This is a genomic window from Serratia sp. 201 (assembly GCF_037027545.1).
Classification (GTDB): domain Bacteria; phylum Pseudomonadota; class Gammaproteobacteria; order Enterobacterales; family Enterobacteriaceae; genus Serratia; species Serratia bockelmannii.
On the sequence record NZ_JAXCHC010000001.1, the window covers coordinates 42625 to 59845 of the forward strand.

Here is a 17221-nt window from a genome sequence, read left to right on the forward strand (position 1 = left end):
CTCGATGCCGATATAGCTCAGTTGGTAGAGCAGCGCATTCGTAATGCGAAGGTCGTAGGTTCGACTCCTATTATCGGCACCAGTTAAATCAAGTAGTTATCACCTCCTTAAGTATTCAACGTTGTCAGGTTGTGCCGTATTTGTGCCATTGCGCTGCAAAATGGCATCCAATTTGTTGGCGTTGGACGCTAATTGGCTTGCTGCCAAGTGGGCATATCGTTGTACCATTTCCAAACTCTCCCAGCCGCCCATCTCTTTAAGGGCAAGCAGGGAAACCCCGGACTGAACAAGCCAACTCGCCCAGGTATGGCGCAGATCATGGAAGCGGAAGTTTTTTATACCAGCGCGGCGCAGAGCGCCCTGCCAGGCTTTGTTGCTGTCGCCGCGCATTTTCCTTACCGTTGCTGTTTTAGTTCCATCATTTCGGTATGCTGCCTTGGTGTGAACGAATACCCATCTGTCATGCTTCCCAATTTGTCCGCGCAAAATTCCGCATGCAGTTTCGTTTAGCGGAATTCCTATCGCCTTCCCTGCCTTGGCATCTTCTGGATGAACCCAGGCTATTCTTTGCTCCATGTTTATTTGTGACCACTCAAGGTTAATGACGTTTGAGCGTCTCAAACCAGTGTTCAAAGCCATCATGACAACAGGGAAAAAGTGAGGGGCTAGCTCTGCAAATAGCCGTTGTGACTCATCAGGTGTTAACCACCTTACCCGCGTATTTTTCGGCTTTGGTGAGGTTATCGACGGGGCTTTGTCTAACCACTTCCATTTATCGGCAGCCATCTTCAACAATGCTCGGATGAAGGCTAGGTGCGTTGCCTTTGTCCCTTGTGCTACTTGTTTGGGTTTGTATTCGGGGAACGGTCTACCAGCTCTTAATCTACTATCCCTCATCGCTTCCCAGTTCAGAAGGTGACGCCGATTGATCATATTGTCCACGGCGTCGTATATTTTCACTTCTGTAATTTCAGAAAGCCCGACCCCTCTGAAATGCTCAAGCCAAAACCCTATTCTTGATTTGTCATCGTCCAGGCTGCGCTTATGACTTTTTTCGCGCAGCCATCTTAAACATGCTTCATCGAAAGTTTTTCTTGGGCACTCTCCAAGTTTCGCCTGCCTCCATGCATCGGCTTTCAAACGATCGTGAAGTTCCTGCGCTTCCCTCTTGTCCGCTGTCCCAAGAGATTGTCTAACTCGGTTGCCGCCTGGCGTGACGAAGTCGCAATGCCAGATTCCACCGCGTTGTTTGATTGACATGCTTTTTCCTCCTGCACATCAACCGCATTCACAGCCAGATTGTTGATCGGACTTTTCAAGGCTGCAATACAATCTGATTTGCAAATGCGGTATGGGCTTTTGTTCTTCCCGGGTGTTATCTTTGCTGCCGCCAATCGACCAGTTCGGATCCACTGAGTAACCGTACCTTTATCGATTTTTAGGAATGCAGCGGCCTCCTCACGCGTGAAGATTTCTTCTTCATTCATATTGATTCTCTTTTTGAAAGACTGTGACGGGTTATAGGTGCTGCGGGCTTTTGCTAATCGATGCCAGGCACTGATCGAACATGGCTATTTTGGGGCTTTGCGAGAACCGGCGTTTTCCGCCGGAATACGCGTAAGTGCATGGTTGATTACCGTGGAGCTTTCGCTCGATGAGCTGGTGGTCAACCAACGTTGCCAGCGCGCGGCTAAGGGCATGTGACGAGATTGGCTTGTGCTCCATTTCGTACAGTTCCTTTATCTTTGCATAGCCGATGTTCTCGTTGTCTTTCACGATCTGCATAACATCATCACGGTTGTGTTTCATGATGCGTTCCTCACTGCTGCTGGTATGCTGAATCCGCCGGGGAGCAGTTCGACGTCATTCCGAGGGCATTCGTTACCCCAATGGTGCCAGCCTGGCGCGTCACCTCTGCTGAAAAGTTCAATTCGTGACACGTCACCGTACAGACGTTCAAGCCGGTGGCGAGCCTCCCATGGCTTAGCACTGTGCTGCGTGATAGGAGCGTAGATAACCTGCTTCACAGACGCATCTTGTCGTTCAAGGCCGGCGCCACGAACAGCAACGAGCATTGATTCCTGGTTGCCGCGGCTGTAATTTCCGGGGTTCATCCTTGTCACTCCGTTTAGCAGATCGAGAAAGTCGTAAAAGTCGACCAGGCCATCTTCGATTGCGGCGTTGACGGTGCGCTCTGCGAGTTCGTTGAACTTCACCCAGGTGAACAGGAACATTTGCCTGACGTCGAAACCCCAAGCGGTGGCCAGTTCCTTCGCCTGCTCCGCGTGGGTACCGGTGTACCACATGGCGAGGACACTGTTTTCGGCTGCGATTGACCACACAGGAAGCCGCTTCAAGTCCTGCAGCGTCATCGTGCTGTAGTGGTTGCCGGCGGCGCCGTTGCTGATCTTGTTGCCGTACTGCCATGGCGGATCTGCGTAGATAAGTTGATAGCTCATGCTCTATCCTCTTCGCGTGGCTCTCTCGATATCCTGATACATAGCCCATTGGTTGTTTTAGCGGTGATGCGGTCGCCTTGCTTCATTTTCTGCAATTCAAAGGCATCACACAGTGCGTTGATAGCTAATTGTTTAGGGCTGTTCCGGTTTAGAAACCGATCGAAACGATTGGCGATGTTGAGGATTACCCACTTCCACGCCTGCGCCAAAATGAATAGGTAGCTTATAGCCATCAGGCCGATAATCATCCAGTCGGTAAAGCTGAACTCTTTCATAGACCGTCCCCCTCGTTTTTTACTCTAGCAGCGTATTCGGCAGCTTTGGCTATACCTGTTCTTGTATTGTTGATATCGAGTACCGCGCAAGCAATGTGCCGCAAAGCTTGCTCAAGCGTTGCAATTCGCTGAGCCTGTTGCTGTCGTTCCACATCGTAATCATGTGCAAGTGCCGTCATTCTGTCGGCTCGCTCTTCCTCTGCTTCTGAGTGTTTTTGCAGTCTCTGGCAATAGTTAATCTGTGACTGCGCTTCATTCTTCCATTGAGTGGACTCTTTTGATTTATCTTCCAGCGCAACAACCATACTTGAATTAGCTTCTTGCCAAACTTGAAACAGAAAGTCTCTATTTTCACGGTCGTAGTAATCATCTTCCTTGTGATTTCTCTCGTAATTGGCATACCAGCTTTCAAATTCTTCTCTTAGCTTATCCACTGACCACCTCCGCCATTTTAACGATCAGCACAGTCAGGCCGATCGACAGAAACCAAAACACGAACAGGCCAGCAAGCATATAGGCCCACACATTACGCATCATGTGACGTTTGATATTCATGCTGCGCGCTCCTGTACTGGCCGTTGCTTGCGCTGGCGGACATCGGGGGAATAATCTGGTGTGCGGCCGGTGTTCTCGGCCTGTTGCTTATCGAGCCACGCTTCTACTTCGTCCAAGTTCCAGGCCACGGTTCGGTTGGTCAGTGCAAAACGCTGCGGGAACTCGCCCGCCTTTTCCAGTTTGGTGATCTGCGACTCCGACATGGGAACCATCGCCAGGAGTTGGGTTTTTCGAATTGCTGCTTTCATTGCTTCTCCTTTGGCGGGGCCGTAGCCCCGCGGCTGTTGGTTACATAGGGACTTCGTTCAACTCATCGCGACGGATGTTGTAGACGTCGGTAGCTGCCTGTAACTGTTCTTCATGTGGCGCCAGAACGTGGGCGCCGTATTTATAGGCTTTGTCCAGTTCTTCCACGCTTGCGGCTTTGTTTGCCGCTTCGGTAAATGCAGCCAGCAGATCGTCCGGCGACCGCTCATCTTGGTTCACGGCCTTGATCTCTTTTTCCGGCTTCTTACCGTTGATAAGGCTATTTACGCCGGCGGCGATGGTGGCGGGTGGGGTGACGTCGCGTTCAACGCGTGGTTGCGGAGCGTCGAATTCATCCGGCGTGTACACACCGAGAATCACTTCAGGGCAGTACAGGCGCGCCCAGTATTTAACTGCCAGATAGGCGATCTGCTGTTTTGGATTTGTCGCCCACAGAGGTGAGTTTCGAATTGCTACGCTTGAAAGATAAACCGGCTCACCCCAGGTTATTTCTTCTTCTCCCCGTAATACCGCGCCAACGCGGATGCTTAATCCAACTTCATCTTGATCACCCCACCCCCTAACACGTTCAACCTTGTCGTAAGTTCCGCCCCCTTTGGCGGGTTTTTTAACGGTGACCTCTTTAGAGGTGGTACATTTTGACCAGTCCCCGGTGTACTCGTAATGGAATCGTCCGCGAACAGCGTTTGAGCTGGTAACGACGGCATTAACAAGCTGAGCCTCATAACCAAGGGTGCCGTTTACAATGTGCGTTTTCTGGGCAACAGCGTATGGGTTCATACCCCATTGCATGGCTTGCATTACCACGGCCATACAGTCTGCGGGTTTGCCAACAAAGTGCGCGGGAACACTCACGACTGAATCAGCCATTAGATTGGCAAAGGATGTTAATTGCCCCAATGCCTGTGGATTGAAGACTGCGTTACTCGCGGTCATGGTTGAAGGCTGGTTGTTTACTTCAATCAGTTCGTTGCTCATGCGTATTGGTCCTGTTTGCGCGCCCATGCTGGACGTTGAATTTTTTCTACGCCGCCCCATTCATCGGTGATGCGGCATTGGTGATAGGAATTCAGATCCCGGCGGTAGAGTCGGTGACCCTCGTCTACGTCTGCTGCGTCGAGTTCAAAAACGCGTACCGGGTAGCGGCCACAGTCGATCGTCTCGCTGACAGCCAAGAAGAAAAATCCAGGAGTTTCGCCGGTGACCTGCTGGAATCCATCGCGGTACATGGCATCCTGGACGTGATACCGGAATTCTTCGATGTGGCGCGCAAAACGGTCCATATCTGCGACCTTCTTCACGTCCACAATCACCGGGTGATCACTCAAGTGCCTGTCTGGCCGGCACCGGCACAACTCACCGGTTTCCGGGTCAGTCCAATAGAACGATGATTCGCAATGGCCTTCTGCTTCCAGCAACCACCGCGCCGCCGGGTGGGCCATCGCGCTATCGCGCATCAGGTTAAGTTTCCGTCCTTGCTCAGCGTCCATGACCGTTTTACCGGTATGCTCGCAGTCTTTCAGGAATGCCGCTTCGGCTTCCTTTCCTGCCGTGGTGCGCCGGTTAAATTCTGGCGCGATGATGAACCGCTTGTTGAATTCGTCCGGCTCAAGCAACTTGCAATGCAGCGCCGTTCCCATGTCCAGCGCCTTTAGCTTTTCAGTGTCGACCGGTGCCGACTTGATCCACTGCAGCAGCGCCGGGTTCTTGGCGACCATATCCAGCTGAGACTTACTCACGCCGTCGCCGGCGTGGTAATCCTCGTTTGAAATGTCATGGTAGATTCCAGGTTTCATCACGCCACCTCGTCGAACTGGTGGCGCCGGCGGTAGATCTCCAATGCGCGCTGACGCTTGACCAGCTCCGTTATGCAATCCCAAATTGCCGCGCCTGCCAGCTCCTGATATTCGGTTGAGTCGGCGCCAAGGGCTAAAGCCTCTTGGTCAAAGTCCTGAGGTAGGTACTTGCTGATGAAAGCGGTGAAGCCGTGGATCGGCACCTTCTTATCCAGCGCCTCAACCTCTTCATAAACCGCCTCGCTGTCCTGCTCCGTGAAGCCGGCAACGATCTTTTCAATATCGATAGCCTGTTGTGCGTTCATAATTTCGCTCCGATTTTGTTGGCAGTATCTATTGCCAGCCGTTCCGTGAATGCCCAGCGGATACCGTCTTCAAAGCTGGTGAATGTCCAGCTCACAAGGCCGCTGACCGTGAAAATGTATTTACCTTCATGGTTCCTTTTGAAAACCATAATTACCTCTTTATTACCATTCTGGTAACTATTGGTGGCGTGCGAAACCAGCGCCCCGTAGGGCGCGGTGGGTGTTATCTATTTCGGGCTTTCAGCATGGCGTCGGCCATTTCGTAACTGTTTTCAGACCAACGATGAATCATGTCTTCCATTTCATCCGGCGGTATCTGTGATAACCATGCTTGCATCGCCTTTGCTGCGAAGTAGTCGCGCAGCGTCATACCGCATTCTTGATACTGCAGAACGTTGTTGTGTCCGTCGTATTCCCACTGCTGGCGCGGGAAGGCCTGACCACCTGTTTCTTTGCTCATCGTGTAACCCTCTGCTGTAGTGGTGTTAGCGGCCTCTCGTGTTCCCGCCGAGAATGCTGATTGCTGCGTTAAGAGCGGCGATTGCTATAAGTACCCTCTGGGTGTCCTCTACTTCGCAAAAGTGCTCTTCGAGAGTGCCTAGCACCGCAGAAGTGGCAGCCAATACATCGCGAGTAGTGGACGTTTTCTTTTTCTCAGTCATATCGCTGTTTCCTCAGTGGTTTTATACATGCCGCCCCAAACTGGCAGCGGCAGGGTAAAAAGCACTCCGTAACCGTTACATTTTCCCGCCCTCCAGTTGTCTGCCTGTTCTCATGCTGGGTCAGGCTCCCGTGCTTATGTCCCCTTGCACCCGTCATAGCCGAAGCTGATAAGAGCAAGCGGGATTAAAAGTCATTTCGTCACCCAGTCCTGTCCGCTGCATGCCGTTGGTGCCATACCCCCGTAAGGGCTGGGGACTGCCGGGGACTGAGTTGTGCAGATCTCTCTGCTCAGTGCTGGGTGACTAAACCTGATTGTTAAAGAGCGTCATTACCAGATTGGTAACTTCTTGAGGTAATAATCGACCGTAAAAGGATTGTTGTCAATAGTCAGTAATAGAAAAAATTACCCAAAAGGTAATCATTAGTGGCGTGAGAAACCGCCGCATGGCGGTAACTTGTTGTCATGAAATGGGATTGTCTTGTTAGATTCGCGCCTGCTGCATCACGAACTCAATGAACGATTCGATCTTGGCTTTATCTTCGGCCGGCAACTGCGCGTATTGTGATCGATCATAGTTAATCAGGGTAGGGTCTTTCGGCTTCAGCAGCAGCTCATAGCCGCGGCGCCCGAAAGCGCCGGCGATCGCTTCCAGGCTGTTGATGGTGATATTGCCTTCACGGCTCAGCACCCGGTTAACAGTAGACTGGCCAACGCCAGCGGCGGCGCCAACTTTAGCCTGACTGGAAAGCTCGCGGTTGTTGCTCATCCACAATTCCAGATTGCTCGCCACAATGGCTCCGACTTCGGTTTCCTCTTGCACTGCTTCGGCGCCGGCGGCCATTGCCATCATGTGATCGCGGTCCAACCAAAACTTAGGCTTATTCGCTGCAATCTCGAGCTTGCGCGCCACTGAGTCGCCGATCGTCTTGTGGTTTTTGTCTGTCGCCGGCTTCAGCCAACGGCTGATCACATTGGCATTAATCTCCAGCCGTTCCGCCAGGCGTACTTGTTTGCCGTCGAAATCACGGTTGATGATGTCGCGGAGGTTCTCGCGGCGGATGTCGTTAATGCTTTTCATAGTGGTTTCACAGTCCCTTGAATAGGTTGTTGCATGTATTTAAAACAAAATTACCTTTATGGTAAACGAACCGGATTGGTAATAAACTTGCGAATTGGCACCATTTAGGTAATTATCTGCACGATCAAACATTGAAAAGAGGCAGGATATGGAGCCGTTTAACTTCAAACAATTCTGGCTGGGGATGAGCAAAGATGAGCGTGATGCGTTTGCAGTCGAAGCCGGCACCACCGCGCTTTACATCATGACGCATACGCAAAGGAAGACGCGAATGCCAAAGAAAAAGTTCATTGATCAGCTGTTTAAGGCGTGCAAGAAAAGAAAGCCGGATTTGACTAAGCAGGAGCTGGTGCTGTTCTTCTACTGATTCACCACCACCACAACAAGGGTCGCTAACGCGGCCCTTTTTTATTGCCCACTGGCTGTTGGTAACAAAAATCTATTTATGGTTGATCTATTTTTGCTTTGCATGCATTCTTACATCACTGACGACAGTAAAAGAGGCCTATGAATGAAAATTGTTACCCGGGCCGAGGCCATAAATCTCGGTCAACTCCGGTTCTATACCGGCAAGCCTTGCCGTAATGGTCACTACTCTGAGCGCTTTACGAGTAACGGCGTTTGCGTGGAATGTTCCGCGCAACACTCATCCGCTTACCGCAAGCACATCAAGAAACTGATCCACGACGCCAGGGCAAAAGTAGCGGAGGTGAGCTGATGGCCGGCGACTGGATAAAAATGCGTTCTGACCTTCACACGCATCCGAAAATTGTCCGCATGGCGTCCGCATTGAAAGCGGACAGACTTCGGATTGTTGGCGGACTACATTCCGCATGGTGTCTTTTTGATGCCCATTCTGTTGACGGATTCCTTGACGGTTACAGTCCTGAAACGCTCGATGACATGATCGGATTTCCTGGATTTTCTCGCGCAATGATGGCTGTTGGCTGGCTGGAAGTTGACGGCGAAAACCTCGTAATGCCCAGATTTGACGAGCATAACGGGCAGTCTGCCAAGCGTCGCGCGCAGGATGCAGCGAGGAAAAGAAGCGTCCGCAAAATGTCCGCATCACAAGCGGACAAAATGACGACCAGAGAAGAGAAGAGAAGAGAAGATCTAAAAGATAAAGATCCCCCTCTTACTCCCCCAAAGGAAAAACAAGCTTATCCCTATCCGGAAGGATTGAACGTATCCGCCTGGGAAGAGTGGAAGCAGTATCGACGTGATTTGAAGATCAAGGCGTATGCACCAACGCCAAGAAGCGAAGGGGCGGCAATCACGAACCTGTTGAAGCTGTCAGGTGGAGATCTGCAGTTGCAGGCTGAAATCATCAAGCAAAGCATGGCCAATAGTTGGCATGGGTTATTTGAACTTAAGACCGGAGGCAACCATGAGACAGGCGGGCGATATGGTGCGGGACCTGATTACAAAGGCAACGCAGTCGAAGCAGTTCACGCAGCAACAGCCAGGATGCGAGAGCAATACGGACTCACAAGCCCTGGACAGAACAATCAGGATTTGGGATCGCATGGTGGAACTGTATTCGGACAAATGGACCAGGCGGAACGGACTGACCCCGCCATCACTCTGGATCAACGCGATTGGAAAGCTGTCTGACGCTCAGATCAAAGCTGGCATAGGTGAGTGCATGAGGCAGTGCCTGGTTGAAGGAAATAAGTTCGCACCGGACCTGTCCGACTTCTTGGCATACGTCAGCAGCAGCACAAAGCATGGCCTTGGAATCGACGTCGACGAGGTGATGCAGGAATTCAACGCTTACTGCAAGAACCGAAGCCGTTACAGCTGTGCGGAAACATATCCGTGGAAGCATCCGGTTTTCTACTGGATATGCTGTGACCTTCGTTCTGAGATGATCCAAAAAAACCTAACCAGCGGAGAGCTGGAGAAATTGGCAAAGAAAAAACTGAATGCTTGGGGCGCCAAAGTGCAGGCTGGAGAATCGATCCCTGATCCGGTTCCACTGCTCTCTGAAAAAGCATCCTCACGGAAACGTGGTGCACCTGGTGCCGGCCATTCAGCAGCAATGGAAATGCTGGCAAGATTGCGAAACGGAAAACCGAATACGAATTGAAATGCTGAAATTCCTGCGGCTACGGTGGGTAGATTGCGTTAAGTTCCTTTAAGGCGTGTAACGAGATGGGTTAAGCCATAAAATCGATTGTAAGCCCGTACAGAGAGTTTTAGCGCATGTGCGATTTGTGAGAACAATCGCTATTTTTTAGTTGCAAATAGTTACCTAATTGGTAATGATTACCTAAATGGTTATTTAAGGGGTGAGCAGTGAGCAAAGTAATCATCGGCATAGACCCAGGGTGCTCAGGCGCGATCGTCGCCATCAGTGATGCGGGTGAATACCTCGGGCACGTCAACACACCAACTCTGAAGGTTGGCAACAGCAACCGTGTTAACGGGGCATCAGTCATAGCATGGCTGCTGACGTGGAAATCATCAGGTATCAAGCACGCGTTTCTGGAGCAGGTTCATTCCATGCCAGGGCAGGGCACTGCAAGCACGTTTAATTTCGGCCACGCCGCCGGTGTCGTTGAAGGGATACTTCAGGGGTCATTCATTCCTTACACCCTGGTAACACCGCAAGCCTGGAAGAAAACCGCAGGCCTGATCGGTAGCGACAAAGACGCGGCACGCAGCCGGGCAATTCAGCTTTACCCGTCACTGCGGATCCTCGACCAGAAAGCGAAAGGCCAGGCCGTAGCCGATGCGCTGCTGATAGCCCGCCACGGTATTGGGGCATAACCATGGACAACATCGACCAGGCCAACGAACGCGCAGAGATGTACCTGAAAGCGCAACTCGATGCAGCGACCAAAAGAACAGTACTGCCAGCGGCGCATGAATGCGACGAGTGCGGCGAACCAATCCCAGAAGCACGACGCAGAACCGTGCCAGGTGTCCGCCTTTGTTTCGACTGCAAAGAGCTGGAAGAACTGAACCAACGTACACACAGGTAAGGATTTGATAATGAAAAATTTCGTTGAAAATCAAGGTATAAAAACTGATAAGCCGTTGCCTATGAGTTATGAGGCGCTGAAGGCTGAGCGCGATGCGCTGGAACGCCAGCTTTTAATTTCGGAAGCCAAATGCAAAGGGTACTTTTCCGAAGCAGCGACTGCGCTAGTCAAGTGCGATGCGCTGGCTGTGGAGAATGCGGCGCTGAAGCTATCGCGCGAGACTCTTGCAAAGAACGCTCTGGAAACCTGCAATGACGTGTTCTCGGCCGGATTTCACAGTCCTGCGCTGCATCGCGGGCTAATGGAATCCACAGGTAACCGCAACACGTACCCTAACCCGATATCAGCATTGGTAAATGAGGCCGTTCGTGAACTCGATACCCCAGCCACTGACGCAGCACTTGCAGCTATCCAGGCGCAGGGGGTGGAGAAGGCAGCATCAGCACTTGATGCCCTTTCCGCTCAATCAGCGTCAGCTACAACCCAGGCAAACTTTCGGGCGGCTGCGGTTTATCTGCGCACAACGGTTCTTCCAGCAATCGGGGAGGCCAAATGAAAGAGCGCCCAGTGATGCCAGCACTCGACGACAAAAGCATTCTGGATATGTGCTGCGGCCCGCGCATGTTCTGGTTCGACCGTACCGACCCGCGCGTAGTGTTTGGCGATATTCGCGATGAATCACATGTTCTCTGTGATGGACGCGAACTGCATATCAAACCTGATGTGCTGTTGGATTTCCGCGCGCTGCCTTTCAATGACGAACAATTCAGCCTAGTGGTGTTCGATCCGCCGCACCTTGAGTTTGCCGGTGAAACCAGTTGGCTCCGTGCTAAGTATGGAGCACTCAACCGGGAGACATGGCGCGACGATCTGGCCAAAGGATTTAGCGAAGCATTTCGGGTACTAAAGCCAATGGGCACGCTGATATTCAAGTGGAATGAAACGCAGATTAAAACCAGTGAAATCCTGGCACTGACAGACCAGAAACCCGCATTCGGGCATCCGTCAGGAAAGCGGGCTAACACCCACTGGATTGCGTTCTTCAAAGACAGCTTTAGCGAATTGGAGGTGCGTGATGCCAGCAAATGAACTGAAGCAGCAAGCCGCCGCACTCGGCATCGGTCTGATATTTGATGAGAACTTCTGGGGGATGGGCCAGTGCGTCATTGCCACCTTCCCAACCCATAACGGTACCGGCTGTGATTCGGCTCTGGCATGGATGAAGTATTTCAGCAGCCGAGATGATGCAGAATCCTATGCGCTGAAGGTTGCCATCCGCAATGCAAGACCAGGTGACAGCGCTAGGGAGGTGGAGCGTGGGTAGATTACTCAATAAACGCGAGCGTGATTTTCTTAAGCCGGCGATCGTCCATTTCTGGGAAATAGAGATTTCACCCTGGCGTAAATCGGCGCTATGGGACGGTGACGCATTGTTGCCGGTGCGTGTAGGGAAAATGGCGGATTCGCTAATTGAGCGCGGGTATCTTGAGCGCGTAAGCCTGGGTATGGGATGCGAAACAATTCGCGCTACCGCCAAATCTAAATCCCTCCGCTGTTATCGCTGCTCGTACGGTCGAATAGGCGACAACAAATGCCCGCATTGCGATGGCGGGATTTTGCCAGAGGAACAGAGCAATGGCTAAGCGTAAGAGCAACAACGCAGAGTTAACCGCCTGCCCGCATTGCGGCGGCGAGAACGGCTATCACACGAAAGAGATCGTGGACTTCAAGCAGTTCTATGACTGGTCAGGCGAGTTTCAGGAAGGTCAGCACACCAGCGGCATCAGAGGCGGCAAGGCGTTCTACTGCTGCGACTGTGGCCGGAACATCACAAAGCACGTCAAGGTGCAGCAGGCCGAGGCCCAGGAGCAAGCATTATGAGCATATTCATCGGTGTGATTCGCACACTAATTTTTGTAGCAGCAGTGCTTCTGGTTTCTGCCATGAAAGTCACTGTGACAGGGCCTTTCGGTTACTTCATCGCTGGCATGTTACTCAGCTTCTACTGCTGGTTAATTCTGAAGGCACTGGACTACATGAAGGAATACCGGCATGGACAATAAGCTGAGCGAACTGAAAGATGCCTTGGAGTTTCTGGAAACAACTGAATTCGACGGTGAATGGGACAGCGCACTGGTCGGCGGAGAAAACGGAAAAAATTATCACGCCGTTATCAACGCCAATGATGTGGTTGTTCGTGCGGCTGACGATAGCCGTCATACGTCGTGGTTGTGCGACTACCTGGAGGCCGTGTCGCCAGTAAAAATACACGCCCTGCTGGCAGAGCTGGAAGCGAAGGATAAGCGCATCGCCGAGCTGGAGAGTGGCAATGAGTTGCTAACGAATCAAAGAGATCTCTGGTATGGGAAAGTTCGGGATTTGGAGGCCAAGCTGGCTACGCCGGTGCGGTTGCCTGCATTGTTCCATCCTGAAAGCGATGCTGTAAATGGGATGATTTTCGCCAATGGTCGGAATGATGCTATCGCTGAATGCTCCGTTGCTATCCGCCAGGCTGGATTCTTATCTGAAGCATCACCAATGACCGTAGAGGGGGATGAGTAGGATGGTCGATTACAGCAAAATGAGCGACGGTGAAATCAGCGTAAGGCTGGCCTATTACCTCAAGCCAAAATACAGCGCGGTCATCAATCCAATCGACAAGACTGGCGCACAGCTTTCATGGAATTGGTTTAACACAGTGCAGACCACTGGATTCTTCCCGCTTCGGCGCTCAGAAGAACTATTTCATGTCATGAAGAAGCACAAAATCGGCCTGTCACCGGCAGGGAAAACGGTATGGCAAGCGAGCCATGAATCGGGAGCGAAAGCTACGCACAGAAACCCGCTGCGGGCAGTGGCGATTGTATACCTCATGATGAAGGAGAGAGCATGACACTAACGACTGACGAGCTACGTCAAATCGTAGAAACTGACCACGTACAGTGCGGCGATGCGGCCGCAATGGCTCGCGAACTCCTGGCTAACCGGGAGGCGCAGCCAGTGGCGATTGTTGGGCCGAGTGATTACGTTACAGCTGCGCAGCTTGTTGGCGAGGGGCCAGCCAGGAAGGCGGTACATGAGCTATACGAAGGTGCGCTGGTTATCGGCCAGCACCTATACACCTCCCCGCCAGCGCCCGCGCTACCGGTTCAACACTGGGAGGAATTATGCCGCCAGCACCCAAACATGAGCATTGGTGACGCTATCATCAGAGCCGCGTGGTGGAATCACTGCCGCGAAGAACTGCTGAACAACGGAGCCCAGCCAGCGCCAGCAGTGCCGGACGAGTCAGACCCGCGCGATGCATTTGAGTCTGTATTCCCGATGCCAAAGTATGTAGTTCGTTGCGGTGCTGGATATGCCGTTACGGCTTACTCCGCTTGGGGTGCTCGTGATTTCAATGAAAGATGGGTTGGCTGGAACGCCTGCCGCGCCGCGATGCTGGCAGCAGTGCCTGAATATGACATCCTTGAAGACTATCGCGCTGAGATGCTTAAGCGCGTGACCTTTGGCGGGGATGGCAAATCATCTTGTAATGCGAACTATCCGGAAATCCCGGAAGGTTGGAAGCTGGTTCCTATAGATGCGACACGGGCTATGATTGACGCGGCTCAAAGGGTGGAAGAAGACGGTTACGACGCCATGCACAAAGCAATGATTGCAGCAGCGCCGGAGGGGAAATGACGTGAAAATAATTAACCGGAAAGATTTTCTATTACTACCAACTGGCACTGTGTACAAGAAAGTTAGCGATGATCGAGGCCTAATGATCAAGCATGACACGCTGCCAAATGGTAATGACTTTTTCTACTTCGATCCTCTTTTTGATGGGGAAATATCAGAAGAGGGAGAGTGCGTTCCTTTTACCATTCATCAGTTAAGGGATGGCATGTTTGATTATGGTGATATGTTCCTGGTTCTTGAGACTTCTGAGGCTAAATGTTTTGCTAGTTGGCTCATGACCGAAGTGAGAGGCGACAATGACCAAGACTGAAGATAAGCGCCGGGCCGACGCCAGAGACCGTAAGCGCGCCCAGCGCCAACGCGAAAGAGAAGCGGCGAGCAGCGCCGCTGTAAGCGGCCGGCGCCGGATTACGTTCGAGGTTAGCGATCACATCTTCGAGCAGATCCAGGCTAACTGCGTGGCGCGGCGCCCAGGCAAAGATCCGTACAGCGTTGATGAATACTTCGAATTGCTGGCGGTGCAGGACATCAATCAACTGAAGCGCCAGCTTGCGGAACTGGCCAGCCATAAATGCCAGTGCGGCGAATCGATGCCGGGGCCATCCGGTGGTTGTTTCCGCAATGGGGAAGCAGCATGCGGTCAAACGCAGATTTGGCGTGACCTGATGCTAAAGACGTTGTGACGTGTCACATGATAAAGCGTGACGAGTCACGACAGGCCACACAGCACAACGTCCGCCGCTTGGCGGTTTTTCACTGCGTGTTATGATATTACCCAGGAGGTAATTTTTATGGCGAGAGACGGTAAGCTTAACGCGCAGATGGAACGCTTCTGCCAGGAATACATCAAGAACCCGGACAACCAGACCGCGGCGGCGGCGGCGGCCGGTTATAAGAATGCGTCCGTGTCGGCGTCCCGCAATATGGATAGTCCGAAGGTGCAGGAGCGCATCGCAGAGCTGATGAAGCAACGCAACAAGCGAACTAAGATCAGCGCTGACTATGTGCTTAACCGGCTGATTGAAATCGATCAGATGGATGTGCTGGACATCTTGAATGATGACGGTGGCCTTAAGCCTATTAGTGATTGGCCAAAGGTTTGGCGCACAACGCTCAGTGGGCTGGACATCTCAACGACGATCACAAACTTCGATGAAACCACGCTTGAGAACATGCTTAAGAAGATCAAGTGGCCGGATAAGGTGAAGAACCTCGAGCTGATCGGTAAGCACGTGGACGTAATGGCATTCAAGGAGCGACTTGAGGTTTCCGGCGCTATAACTATTGCCGACCGCATGGCCGCCGCGCGCCGCCGGGTCAAAGAGCAGGCTGGTGGTGAAGAATGACAGCCGCAGCTATGTCGCCGGAAGAGCAGCTCGTCGAGGATATCGCCTCATTCACTTATGACCCGCTGGGCTATGCGCTCTATGCGTTCCCTTGGGGGGAGGATGGTACAGAGCTTGCGCACGCTACCGGTCCGCGCAAGTGGCAGGAGAAGACATTCAGAAAGATTGGCAAACACCTGCAAAACCCTAAAACCAGACATCAGCCGCTGATGATTGCCAGGGCTTCCGGTCACGGTATCGGTAAGTCAGCTTTCATCTCGATGCTGATCAACTGGGGTATGGCTACATGTGAAGACTGCAAAATTGTGGTTACCGCCAACACCGAAAACCAGCTGCGTACTAAGACCTGGCCTGAAATTACAAAGTGGTCACGCCTTGCCATTCACAGCGACTGGTTTAAGCCTACCGCCACCGCGATATACAGCACAGACCCAGGCCACGATAAGAGCTGGCGCGCTGATGCCATACCGTGGTCAGAGAACAATACCGAGGCATTCGCAGGTCTGCACAACGAACGCAAGCGCATCATTCTCATTTTTGATGAGGCATCGAACATTGCGGATCTGGTATGGGAAGTGGCAGAGGGTGCGCTGACGGATAAAGACACGGAAATCATCTGGGTGGCTTTCGGTAACCCGACTCGAAACAGTGGGCGTTTCCGCGAGTGTTTCCGTAAATTCCGTCACCGCTGGGATTGCGAGCAGATTGACAGCCGTACCGTTGAAGGTATTAACAAAGACCAAATAAACAAGTGGATTGAGGACTACGGCGAAGACAGCGACTTCGTGAAGGTCCGTGTGCGTGGGATATTCCCTGATGCCTCGGATGCGCAGTTTATCCCTACTGGACTCACTGATGCAGCGCTGGCGCGGGTGGTTACCGAGCGAGATGTGGCGCACGCTCCGACAATCATCGGTGTCGACCCGGCATACTCCGGCGCCGACGATGCGGTGATCTACATGCGTCGCGGGCTGCATGCGAAGCTTCTCTGGCGCGGCAATAAAACCACCGATGACCTGATCATGGCCAAACGCATTGCCGACTTCGAAGACCAGTATCACGCGGATGCTGTGCATATCGACTTTGGCTATGGCACTGGCCTGCACTCAATCGGTAGCGGCTGGGGGCGCTCATGGACACTGGTGCCATTTGGTAGCGCATCGAGCGACCCGCAGATGCTGAATAAGCGCGGAGAGATGTACAACAACGCCAAGACCTGGCTAAAGCTCGGCGGCGCATTAGATGAACGCGAGACGGCAGAGGATTTATCAGCGGCTGAGTACAAAGTTAGGACGGATGGCAAGATAGTGTTGGAGCCGAAGGAAGACATTAAGGAGCGACTCGGGCGCTCCCCAGGTTGTGGTGATTCCTTTGTGCTGACGTTCGCTTATCCGGTGACTAAGCGCCAGCACGCATTGCCCGGCGAGAAGCGAGGCGGAGCGGTAACAGAATATGATCCCTATGCGTGATGTTTTTACAGAATATCGAACTACCTAAATTTCTCAGGTAGTTGCCATAAAAAATCCCGCATGCGCGGGCTGTTGTCACTACAGCTTAATCTTGTCGAACGCTGCGCTGATGTTTTCGGCGATCGCTTCCAGGTTTTGTTTGCTCTCACAGATATTGCAGTCGATCAGCACGCTGCGCAGGGTTTCAAGCTTGGCGTGATATCGCGCCATAGCCTCTTGTTGCTTGTCGTGGTGGTCTGGGGTGAATTCGATTAATGCTTTAGTCATGGCGGGCCTCGTTAAAAAAATGCCCGCGCAAGGCGGGCTAAATCCTACACACAGCATTCCAGGGTG

At 52.3% G+C, this 17221-nt stretch carries 33 protein-coding genes and 1 tRNA gene; 20 read left to right on the top strand and 14 right to left on the bottom strand.

From position 1 onward, the window contains the following. The first annotated feature begins 6 nt into the window (after positions 1 to 6). Positions 7 to 82 (top strand) — tRNA-Thr (locus WA302_RS00225). A gap of 17 nt (positions 83 to 99) precedes the next feature. On the opposite strand, the gene WA302_RS00230 is transcribed toward WA302_RS00225, so the two are convergent. From WA302_RS00230 to WA302_RS00290, 13 genes are all read right to left on the bottom strand, one after another. Beyond that, positions 100 to 1254, bottom strand: coding sequence for a site-specific integrase (locus WA302_RS00230; RefSeq protein WP_336063427.1), 1155 nt, complete (start codon positions 1252 to 1254; stop codon positions 100 to 102). After that, positions 1137 to 1487 carry a helix-turn-helix domain-containing protein gene (locus WA302_RS00235; RefSeq protein WP_336062215.1) on the bottom strand — a complete coding sequence of 117 codons (351 nt, stop codon included), beginning with the start codon at positions 1485 to 1487 and terminating at the stop codon, positions 1137 to 1139. The genes WA302_RS00230 and WA302_RS00235 overlap by 118 nt, the downstream gene beginning before the upstream one ends. Positions 1488 to 1518: 31 nt before the next feature. After that, on the bottom strand, positions 1519 to 1809 hold the full coding sequence (locus WA302_RS00240) for a hypothetical protein (protein WP_336062217.1): 291 nt from the start codon (positions 1807 to 1809) through the stop codon (positions 1519 to 1521). Beyond that, positions 1806 to 2459: an MT-A70 family methyltransferase gene (locus tag WA302_RS00245; protein WP_336062218.1), complete on the bottom strand. Its 654-nt coding sequence runs from the start codon at positions 2457 to 2459 to the stop codon at positions 1806 to 1808. The genes WA302_RS00240 and WA302_RS00245 overlap by 4 nt, the downstream gene beginning before the upstream one ends. Further along, complete coding sequence (locus tag WA302_RS00250) at positions 2456 to 2734, bottom strand: DUF4752 family protein (RefSeq protein WP_336062220.1); 279 nt, start codon at positions 2732 to 2734, stop codon at positions 2456 to 2458. The genes WA302_RS00245 and WA302_RS00250 overlap by 4 nt, the downstream gene beginning before the upstream one ends. Continuing rightward, positions 2731 to 3168 carry a hypothetical protein gene (locus WA302_RS00255; RefSeq protein ID WP_336062222.1) on the bottom strand — a complete coding sequence of 146 codons (438 nt, stop codon included), beginning with the start codon at positions 3166 to 3168 and terminating at the stop codon, positions 2731 to 2733. The genes WA302_RS00250 and WA302_RS00255 overlap by 4 nt, the downstream gene beginning before the upstream one ends. Beyond that, entirely contained in the window at positions 3161 to 3289 is a 129-nt protein-coding gene (locus WA302_RS00260) for a hypothetical protein (RefSeq protein WP_336062223.1), read from the bottom strand. Before WA302_RS00260 ends, WA302_RS00255 begins: the two co-directional genes overlap by 8 nt. Beyond that, on the bottom strand, positions 3286 to 3537 hold the full coding sequence (locus tag WA302_RS00265) for a helix-turn-helix transcriptional regulator (RefSeq protein ID WP_033632334.1): 252 nt from the start codon (positions 3535 to 3537) through the stop codon (positions 3286 to 3288). The genes WA302_RS00260 and WA302_RS00265 overlap by 4 nt, the downstream gene beginning before the upstream one ends. 40 nt (positions 3538 to 3577) lie before the next feature. Beyond that, positions 3578 to 4534 carry a RecT family recombinase gene (locus WA302_RS00270; RefSeq protein WP_336062225.1) on the bottom strand — a complete coding sequence of 319 codons (957 nt, stop codon included), beginning with the start codon at positions 4532 to 4534 and terminating at the stop codon, positions 3578 to 3580. Further along, on the bottom strand, positions 4531 to 5352 hold the full coding sequence (locus WA302_RS00275) for a PD-(D/E)XK nuclease-like domain-containing protein (RefSeq protein ID WP_336062226.1): 822 nt from the start codon (positions 5350 to 5352) through the stop codon (positions 4531 to 4533). Before WA302_RS00275 ends, WA302_RS00270 begins: the two co-directional genes overlap by 4 nt. Then, positions 5352 to 5657, bottom strand: coding sequence for a hypothetical protein (locus WA302_RS00280; RefSeq protein WP_319870056.1), 306 nt, complete (start codon positions 5655 to 5657; stop codon positions 5352 to 5354). The genes WA302_RS00275 and WA302_RS00280 overlap by 1 nt, the downstream gene beginning before the upstream one ends. A gap of 223 nt (positions 5658 to 5880) precedes the next feature. Next, positions 5881 to 6117, bottom strand: coding sequence for a hypothetical protein (locus WA302_RS00285; protein WP_336062230.1), 237 nt, complete (start codon positions 6115 to 6117; stop codon positions 5881 to 5883). A gap of 685 nt (positions 6118 to 6802) precedes the next feature. Then, entirely contained in the window at positions 6803 to 7399 is a 597-nt protein-coding gene (locus tag WA302_RS00290; RefSeq protein ID WP_336062232.1) for a helix-turn-helix transcriptional regulator, read from the bottom strand. 148 nt (positions 7400 to 7547) lie between these two features. Here WA302_RS00290 and WA302_RS00295 point away from each other — a divergent pair, with 148 nt between their 5' ends. The 19 genes from WA302_RS00295 to WA302_RS00385 all read left to right on the top strand — a co-directional run bounded on the left by WA302_RS00295 (position 7548) and on the right by WA302_RS00385 (position 16888). Then, a complete protein-coding gene (locus tag WA302_RS00295; RefSeq protein WP_336062234.1) occupies positions 7548 to 7766 on the top strand; it encodes a hypothetical protein in 219 nt (72 codons plus the stop codon). Between the two features lie 144 nt (positions 7767 to 7910). Continuing rightward, positions 7911 to 8117, top strand: a complete 207-nt coding sequence (locus WA302_RS00300; RefSeq protein WP_033632341.1) for a hypothetical protein — start codon at positions 7911 to 7913, stop codon at positions 8115 to 8117. Beyond that, positions 8117 to 9016 carry a DNA replication domain protein gene (locus tag WA302_RS00305; RefSeq protein ID WP_336062240.1) on the top strand — a complete coding sequence of 300 codons (900 nt, stop codon included), beginning with the start codon at positions 8117 to 8119 and terminating at the stop codon, positions 9014 to 9016. Before WA302_RS00300 ends, WA302_RS00305 begins: the two co-directional genes overlap by 1 nt. Before the next feature lie 31 nt (positions 9017 to 9047). Then, positions 9048 to 9491 carry a replication protein P gene (locus WA302_RS00310; protein ID WP_049234889.1) on the top strand — a complete coding sequence of 148 codons (444 nt, stop codon included), beginning with the start codon at positions 9048 to 9050 and terminating at the stop codon, positions 9489 to 9491. 209 nt (positions 9492 to 9700) lie between these two features. Beyond that, positions 9701 to 10174, top strand: coding sequence for a hypothetical protein (locus WA302_RS00315; protein WP_336062241.1), 474 nt, complete (start codon positions 9701 to 9703; stop codon positions 10172 to 10174). A 2-nt stretch (positions 10175 to 10176) separates the two neighbouring features. Then, positions 10177 to 10389 carry a TraR/DksA family transcriptional regulator gene (locus WA302_RS00320; protein WP_336062243.1) on the top strand — a complete coding sequence of 71 codons (213 nt, stop codon included), beginning with the start codon at positions 10177 to 10179 and terminating at the stop codon, positions 10387 to 10389. Between the two features lie 10 nt (positions 10390 to 10399). After that, positions 10400 to 10945 carry a hypothetical protein gene (locus WA302_RS00325; protein ID WP_336062244.1) on the top strand — a complete coding sequence of 182 codons (546 nt, stop codon included), beginning with the start codon at positions 10400 to 10402 and terminating at the stop codon, positions 10943 to 10945. Then, the gene (locus tag WA302_RS00330) at positions 10942 to 11478 is read left to right on the top strand and encodes an SAM-dependent methyltransferase (protein WP_336062245.1); all 537 of its coding nucleotides are present in this window, start codon (positions 10942 to 10944) and stop codon (positions 11476 to 11478) included. The genes WA302_RS00325 and WA302_RS00330 overlap by 4 nt, the downstream gene beginning before the upstream one ends. Further along, positions 11465 to 11713, top strand: a complete 249-nt coding sequence (locus WA302_RS00335) for a hypothetical protein (RefSeq protein ID WP_336062246.1) — start codon at positions 11465 to 11467, stop codon at positions 11711 to 11713. The genes WA302_RS00330 and WA302_RS00335 overlap by 14 nt, the downstream gene beginning before the upstream one ends. After that, positions 11706 to 12032, top strand: a complete 327-nt coding sequence (locus WA302_RS00340; protein WP_336062247.1) for a hypothetical protein — start codon at positions 11706 to 11708, stop codon at positions 12030 to 12032. Before WA302_RS00335 ends, WA302_RS00340 begins: the two co-directional genes overlap by 8 nt. After that, positions 12025 to 12270 (top strand): molecular chaperone DnaJ, encoded by a 246-nt coding sequence (locus tag WA302_RS00345; protein ID WP_336062248.1) that lies wholly within the window; start codon positions 12025 to 12027, stop codon positions 12268 to 12270. The genes WA302_RS00340 and WA302_RS00345 overlap by 8 nt, the downstream gene beginning before the upstream one ends. Next, positions 12267 to 12452, top strand: a complete 186-nt coding sequence (locus WA302_RS00350; RefSeq protein WP_260515173.1) for a hypothetical protein — start codon at positions 12267 to 12269, stop codon at positions 12450 to 12452. The genes WA302_RS00345 and WA302_RS00350 overlap by 4 nt, the downstream gene beginning before the upstream one ends. After that, positions 12442 to 12951, top strand: a complete 510-nt coding sequence (locus WA302_RS00355; RefSeq protein ID WP_336062249.1) for a hypothetical protein — start codon at positions 12442 to 12444, stop codon at positions 12949 to 12951. Before WA302_RS00350 ends, WA302_RS00355 begins: the two co-directional genes overlap by 11 nt. 1 nt (position 12952) lies before the next feature. Further along, the gene (locus WA302_RS00360; RefSeq protein WP_336062250.1) at positions 12953 to 13282 is read left to right on the top strand and encodes a hypothetical protein; all 330 of its coding nucleotides are present in this window, start codon (positions 12953 to 12955) and stop codon (positions 13280 to 13282) included. Next, entirely contained in the window at positions 13279 to 14073 is a 795-nt protein-coding gene (locus WA302_RS00365) for a hypothetical protein (protein WP_336062251.1), read from the top strand. The genes WA302_RS00360 and WA302_RS00365 overlap by 4 nt, the downstream gene beginning before the upstream one ends. Position 14074: 1 nt before the next feature. Further along, positions 14075 to 14383 (top strand): hypothetical protein, encoded by a 309-nt coding sequence (locus WA302_RS00370; protein WP_336062252.1) that lies wholly within the window; start codon positions 14075 to 14077, stop codon positions 14381 to 14383. Continuing rightward, complete coding sequence (locus tag WA302_RS00375; RefSeq protein ID WP_336062253.1) at positions 14370 to 14756, top strand: hypothetical protein; 387 nt, start codon at positions 14370 to 14372, stop codon at positions 14754 to 14756. The genes WA302_RS00370 and WA302_RS00375 overlap by 14 nt, the downstream gene beginning before the upstream one ends. A gap of 108 nt (positions 14757 to 14864) precedes the next feature. Beyond that, positions 14865 to 15419, top strand: coding sequence for a terminase small subunit (locus WA302_RS00380; RefSeq protein ID WP_336062254.1), 555 nt, complete (start codon positions 14865 to 14867; stop codon positions 15417 to 15419). Further along, entirely contained in the window at positions 15416 to 16888 is a 1473-nt protein-coding gene (locus WA302_RS00385) for a terminase (RefSeq protein WP_336062255.1), read from the top strand. The genes WA302_RS00380 and WA302_RS00385 overlap by 4 nt, the downstream gene beginning before the upstream one ends. Positions 16889 to 16966: 78 nt before the next feature. Here the strand turns inward: WA302_RS00385 and WA302_RS00390 are convergent, their stop codons facing one another. After that, on the bottom strand, positions 16967 to 17155 hold the full coding sequence (locus tag WA302_RS00390) for a hypothetical protein (protein WP_336062256.1): 189 nt from the start codon (positions 17153 to 17155) through the stop codon (positions 16967 to 16969). Positions 17156 to 17221: the final 66 nt, after the last annotated feature.

Excerpts from the sequence above, each read along its gene's own strand:
- WA302_RS00365 (WP_336062251.1), top strand. The coding sequence starts at position 13,279 with ATGACACTAACGACTGACGAGCTACGTCAAATCGTAGAAACTGACCAC.
- WA302_RS00380 (WP_336062254.1), top strand. The coding sequence starts at position 14,865 with ATGGCGAGAGACGGTAAGCTTAACGCGCAGATGGAACGCTTCTGCCAG.
- WA302_RS00250 (WP_336062220.1), bottom strand. The coding sequence starts at position 2,734 with ATGAAAGAGTTCAGCTTTACCGACTGGATGATTATCGGCCTGATGGCT.
- WA302_RS00355 (WP_336062249.1), top strand. The coding sequence starts at position 12,442 with ATGGACAATAAGCTGAGCGAACTGAAAGATGCCTTGGAGTTTCTGGAA.
- WA302_RS00270 (WP_336062225.1), bottom strand. The coding sequence starts at position 4,534 with ATGAGCAACGAACTGATTGAAGTAAACAACCAGCCTTCAACCATGACC.
- WA302_RS00360 (WP_336062250.1), top strand. The coding sequence starts at position 12,953 with ATGGTCGATTACAGCAAAATGAGCGACGGTGAAATCAGCGTAAGGCTG.
- WA302_RS00265 (WP_033632334.1), bottom strand. The coding sequence starts at position 3,537 with ATGAAAGCAGCAATTCGAAAAACCCAACTCCTGGCGATGGTTCCCATG.
- WA302_RS00300 (WP_033632341.1), top strand. The coding sequence starts at position 7,911 with ATGAAAATTGTTACCCGGGCCGAGGCCATAAATCTCGGTCAACTCCGG.
- WA302_RS00260 (WP_336062223.1), bottom strand. The coding sequence starts at position 3,289 with ATGAATATCAAACGTCACATGATGCGTAATGTGTGGGCCTATATGCTT.
- WA302_RS00290 (WP_336062232.1), bottom strand. The coding sequence starts at position 7,399 with ATGAAAAGCATTAACGACATCCGCCGCGAGAACCTCCGCGACATCATC.
- WA302_RS00240 (WP_336062217.1), bottom strand. The coding sequence starts at position 1,809 with ATGAAACACAACCGTGATGATGTTATGCAGATCGTGAAAGACAACGAG.
- WA302_RS00305 (WP_336062240.1), top strand. The coding sequence starts at position 8,117 with ATGGCCGGCGACTGGATAAAAATGCGTTCTGACCTTCACACGCATCCG.
- WA302_RS00235 (WP_336062215.1), bottom strand. The coding sequence starts at position 1,487 with ATGAATGAAGAAGAAATCTTCACGCGTGAGGAGGCCGCTGCATTCCTA.
- WA302_RS00285 (WP_336062230.1), bottom strand. The coding sequence starts at position 6,117 with ATGAGCAAAGAAACAGGTGGTCAGGCCTTCCCGCGCCAGCAGTGGGAA.
- WA302_RS00375 (WP_336062253.1), top strand. The coding sequence starts at position 14,370 with ATGACCAAGACTGAAGATAAGCGCCGGGCCGACGCCAGAGACCGTAAG.
- WA302_RS00345 (WP_336062248.1), top strand. The coding sequence starts at position 12,025 with ATGGCTAAGCGTAAGAGCAACAACGCAGAGTTAACCGCCTGCCCGCAT.
- WA302_RS00325 (WP_336062244.1), top strand. The coding sequence starts at position 10,400 with ATGAAAAATTTCGTTGAAAATCAAGGTATAAAAACTGATAAGCCGTTG.
- WA302_RS00330 (WP_336062245.1), top strand. The coding sequence starts at position 10,942 with ATGAAAGAGCGCCCAGTGATGCCAGCACTCGACGACAAAAGCATTCTG.
- WA302_RS00350 (WP_260515173.1), top strand. The coding sequence starts at position 12,267 with ATGAGCATATTCATCGGTGTGATTCGCACACTAATTTTTGTAGCAGCA.
- WA302_RS00310 (WP_049234889.1), top strand. The coding sequence starts at position 9,048 with ATGAGGCAGTGCCTGGTTGAAGGAAATAAGTTCGCACCGGACCTGTCC.
- WA302_RS00280 (WP_319870056.1), bottom strand. The coding sequence starts at position 5,657 with ATGAACGCACAACAGGCTATCGATATTGAAAAGATCGTTGCCGGCTTC.
- WA302_RS00275 (WP_336062226.1), bottom strand. The coding sequence starts at position 5,352 with ATGAAACCTGGAATCTACCATGACATTTCAAACGAGGATTACCACGCC.
- WA302_RS00295 (WP_336062234.1), top strand. The coding sequence starts at position 7,548 with ATGGAGCCGTTTAACTTCAAACAATTCTGGCTGGGGATGAGCAAAGAT.
- WA302_RS00335 (WP_336062246.1), top strand. The coding sequence starts at position 11,465 with ATGCCAGCAAATGAACTGAAGCAGCAAGCCGCCGCACTCGGCATCGGT.
- WA302_RS00320 (WP_336062243.1), top strand. The coding sequence starts at position 10,177 with ATGGACAACATCGACCAGGCCAACGAACGCGCAGAGATGTACCTGAAA.
- WA302_RS00245 (WP_336062218.1), bottom strand. The coding sequence starts at position 2,459 with ATGAGCTATCAACTTATCTACGCAGATCCGCCATGGCAGTACGGCAAC.
- WA302_RS00385 (WP_336062255.1), top strand. The coding sequence starts at position 15,416 with ATGACAGCCGCAGCTATGTCGCCGGAAGAGCAGCTCGTCGAGGATATC.
- WA302_RS00390 (WP_336062256.1), bottom strand. The coding sequence starts at position 17,155 with ATGACTAAAGCATTAATCGAATTCACCCCAGACCACCACGACAAGCAA.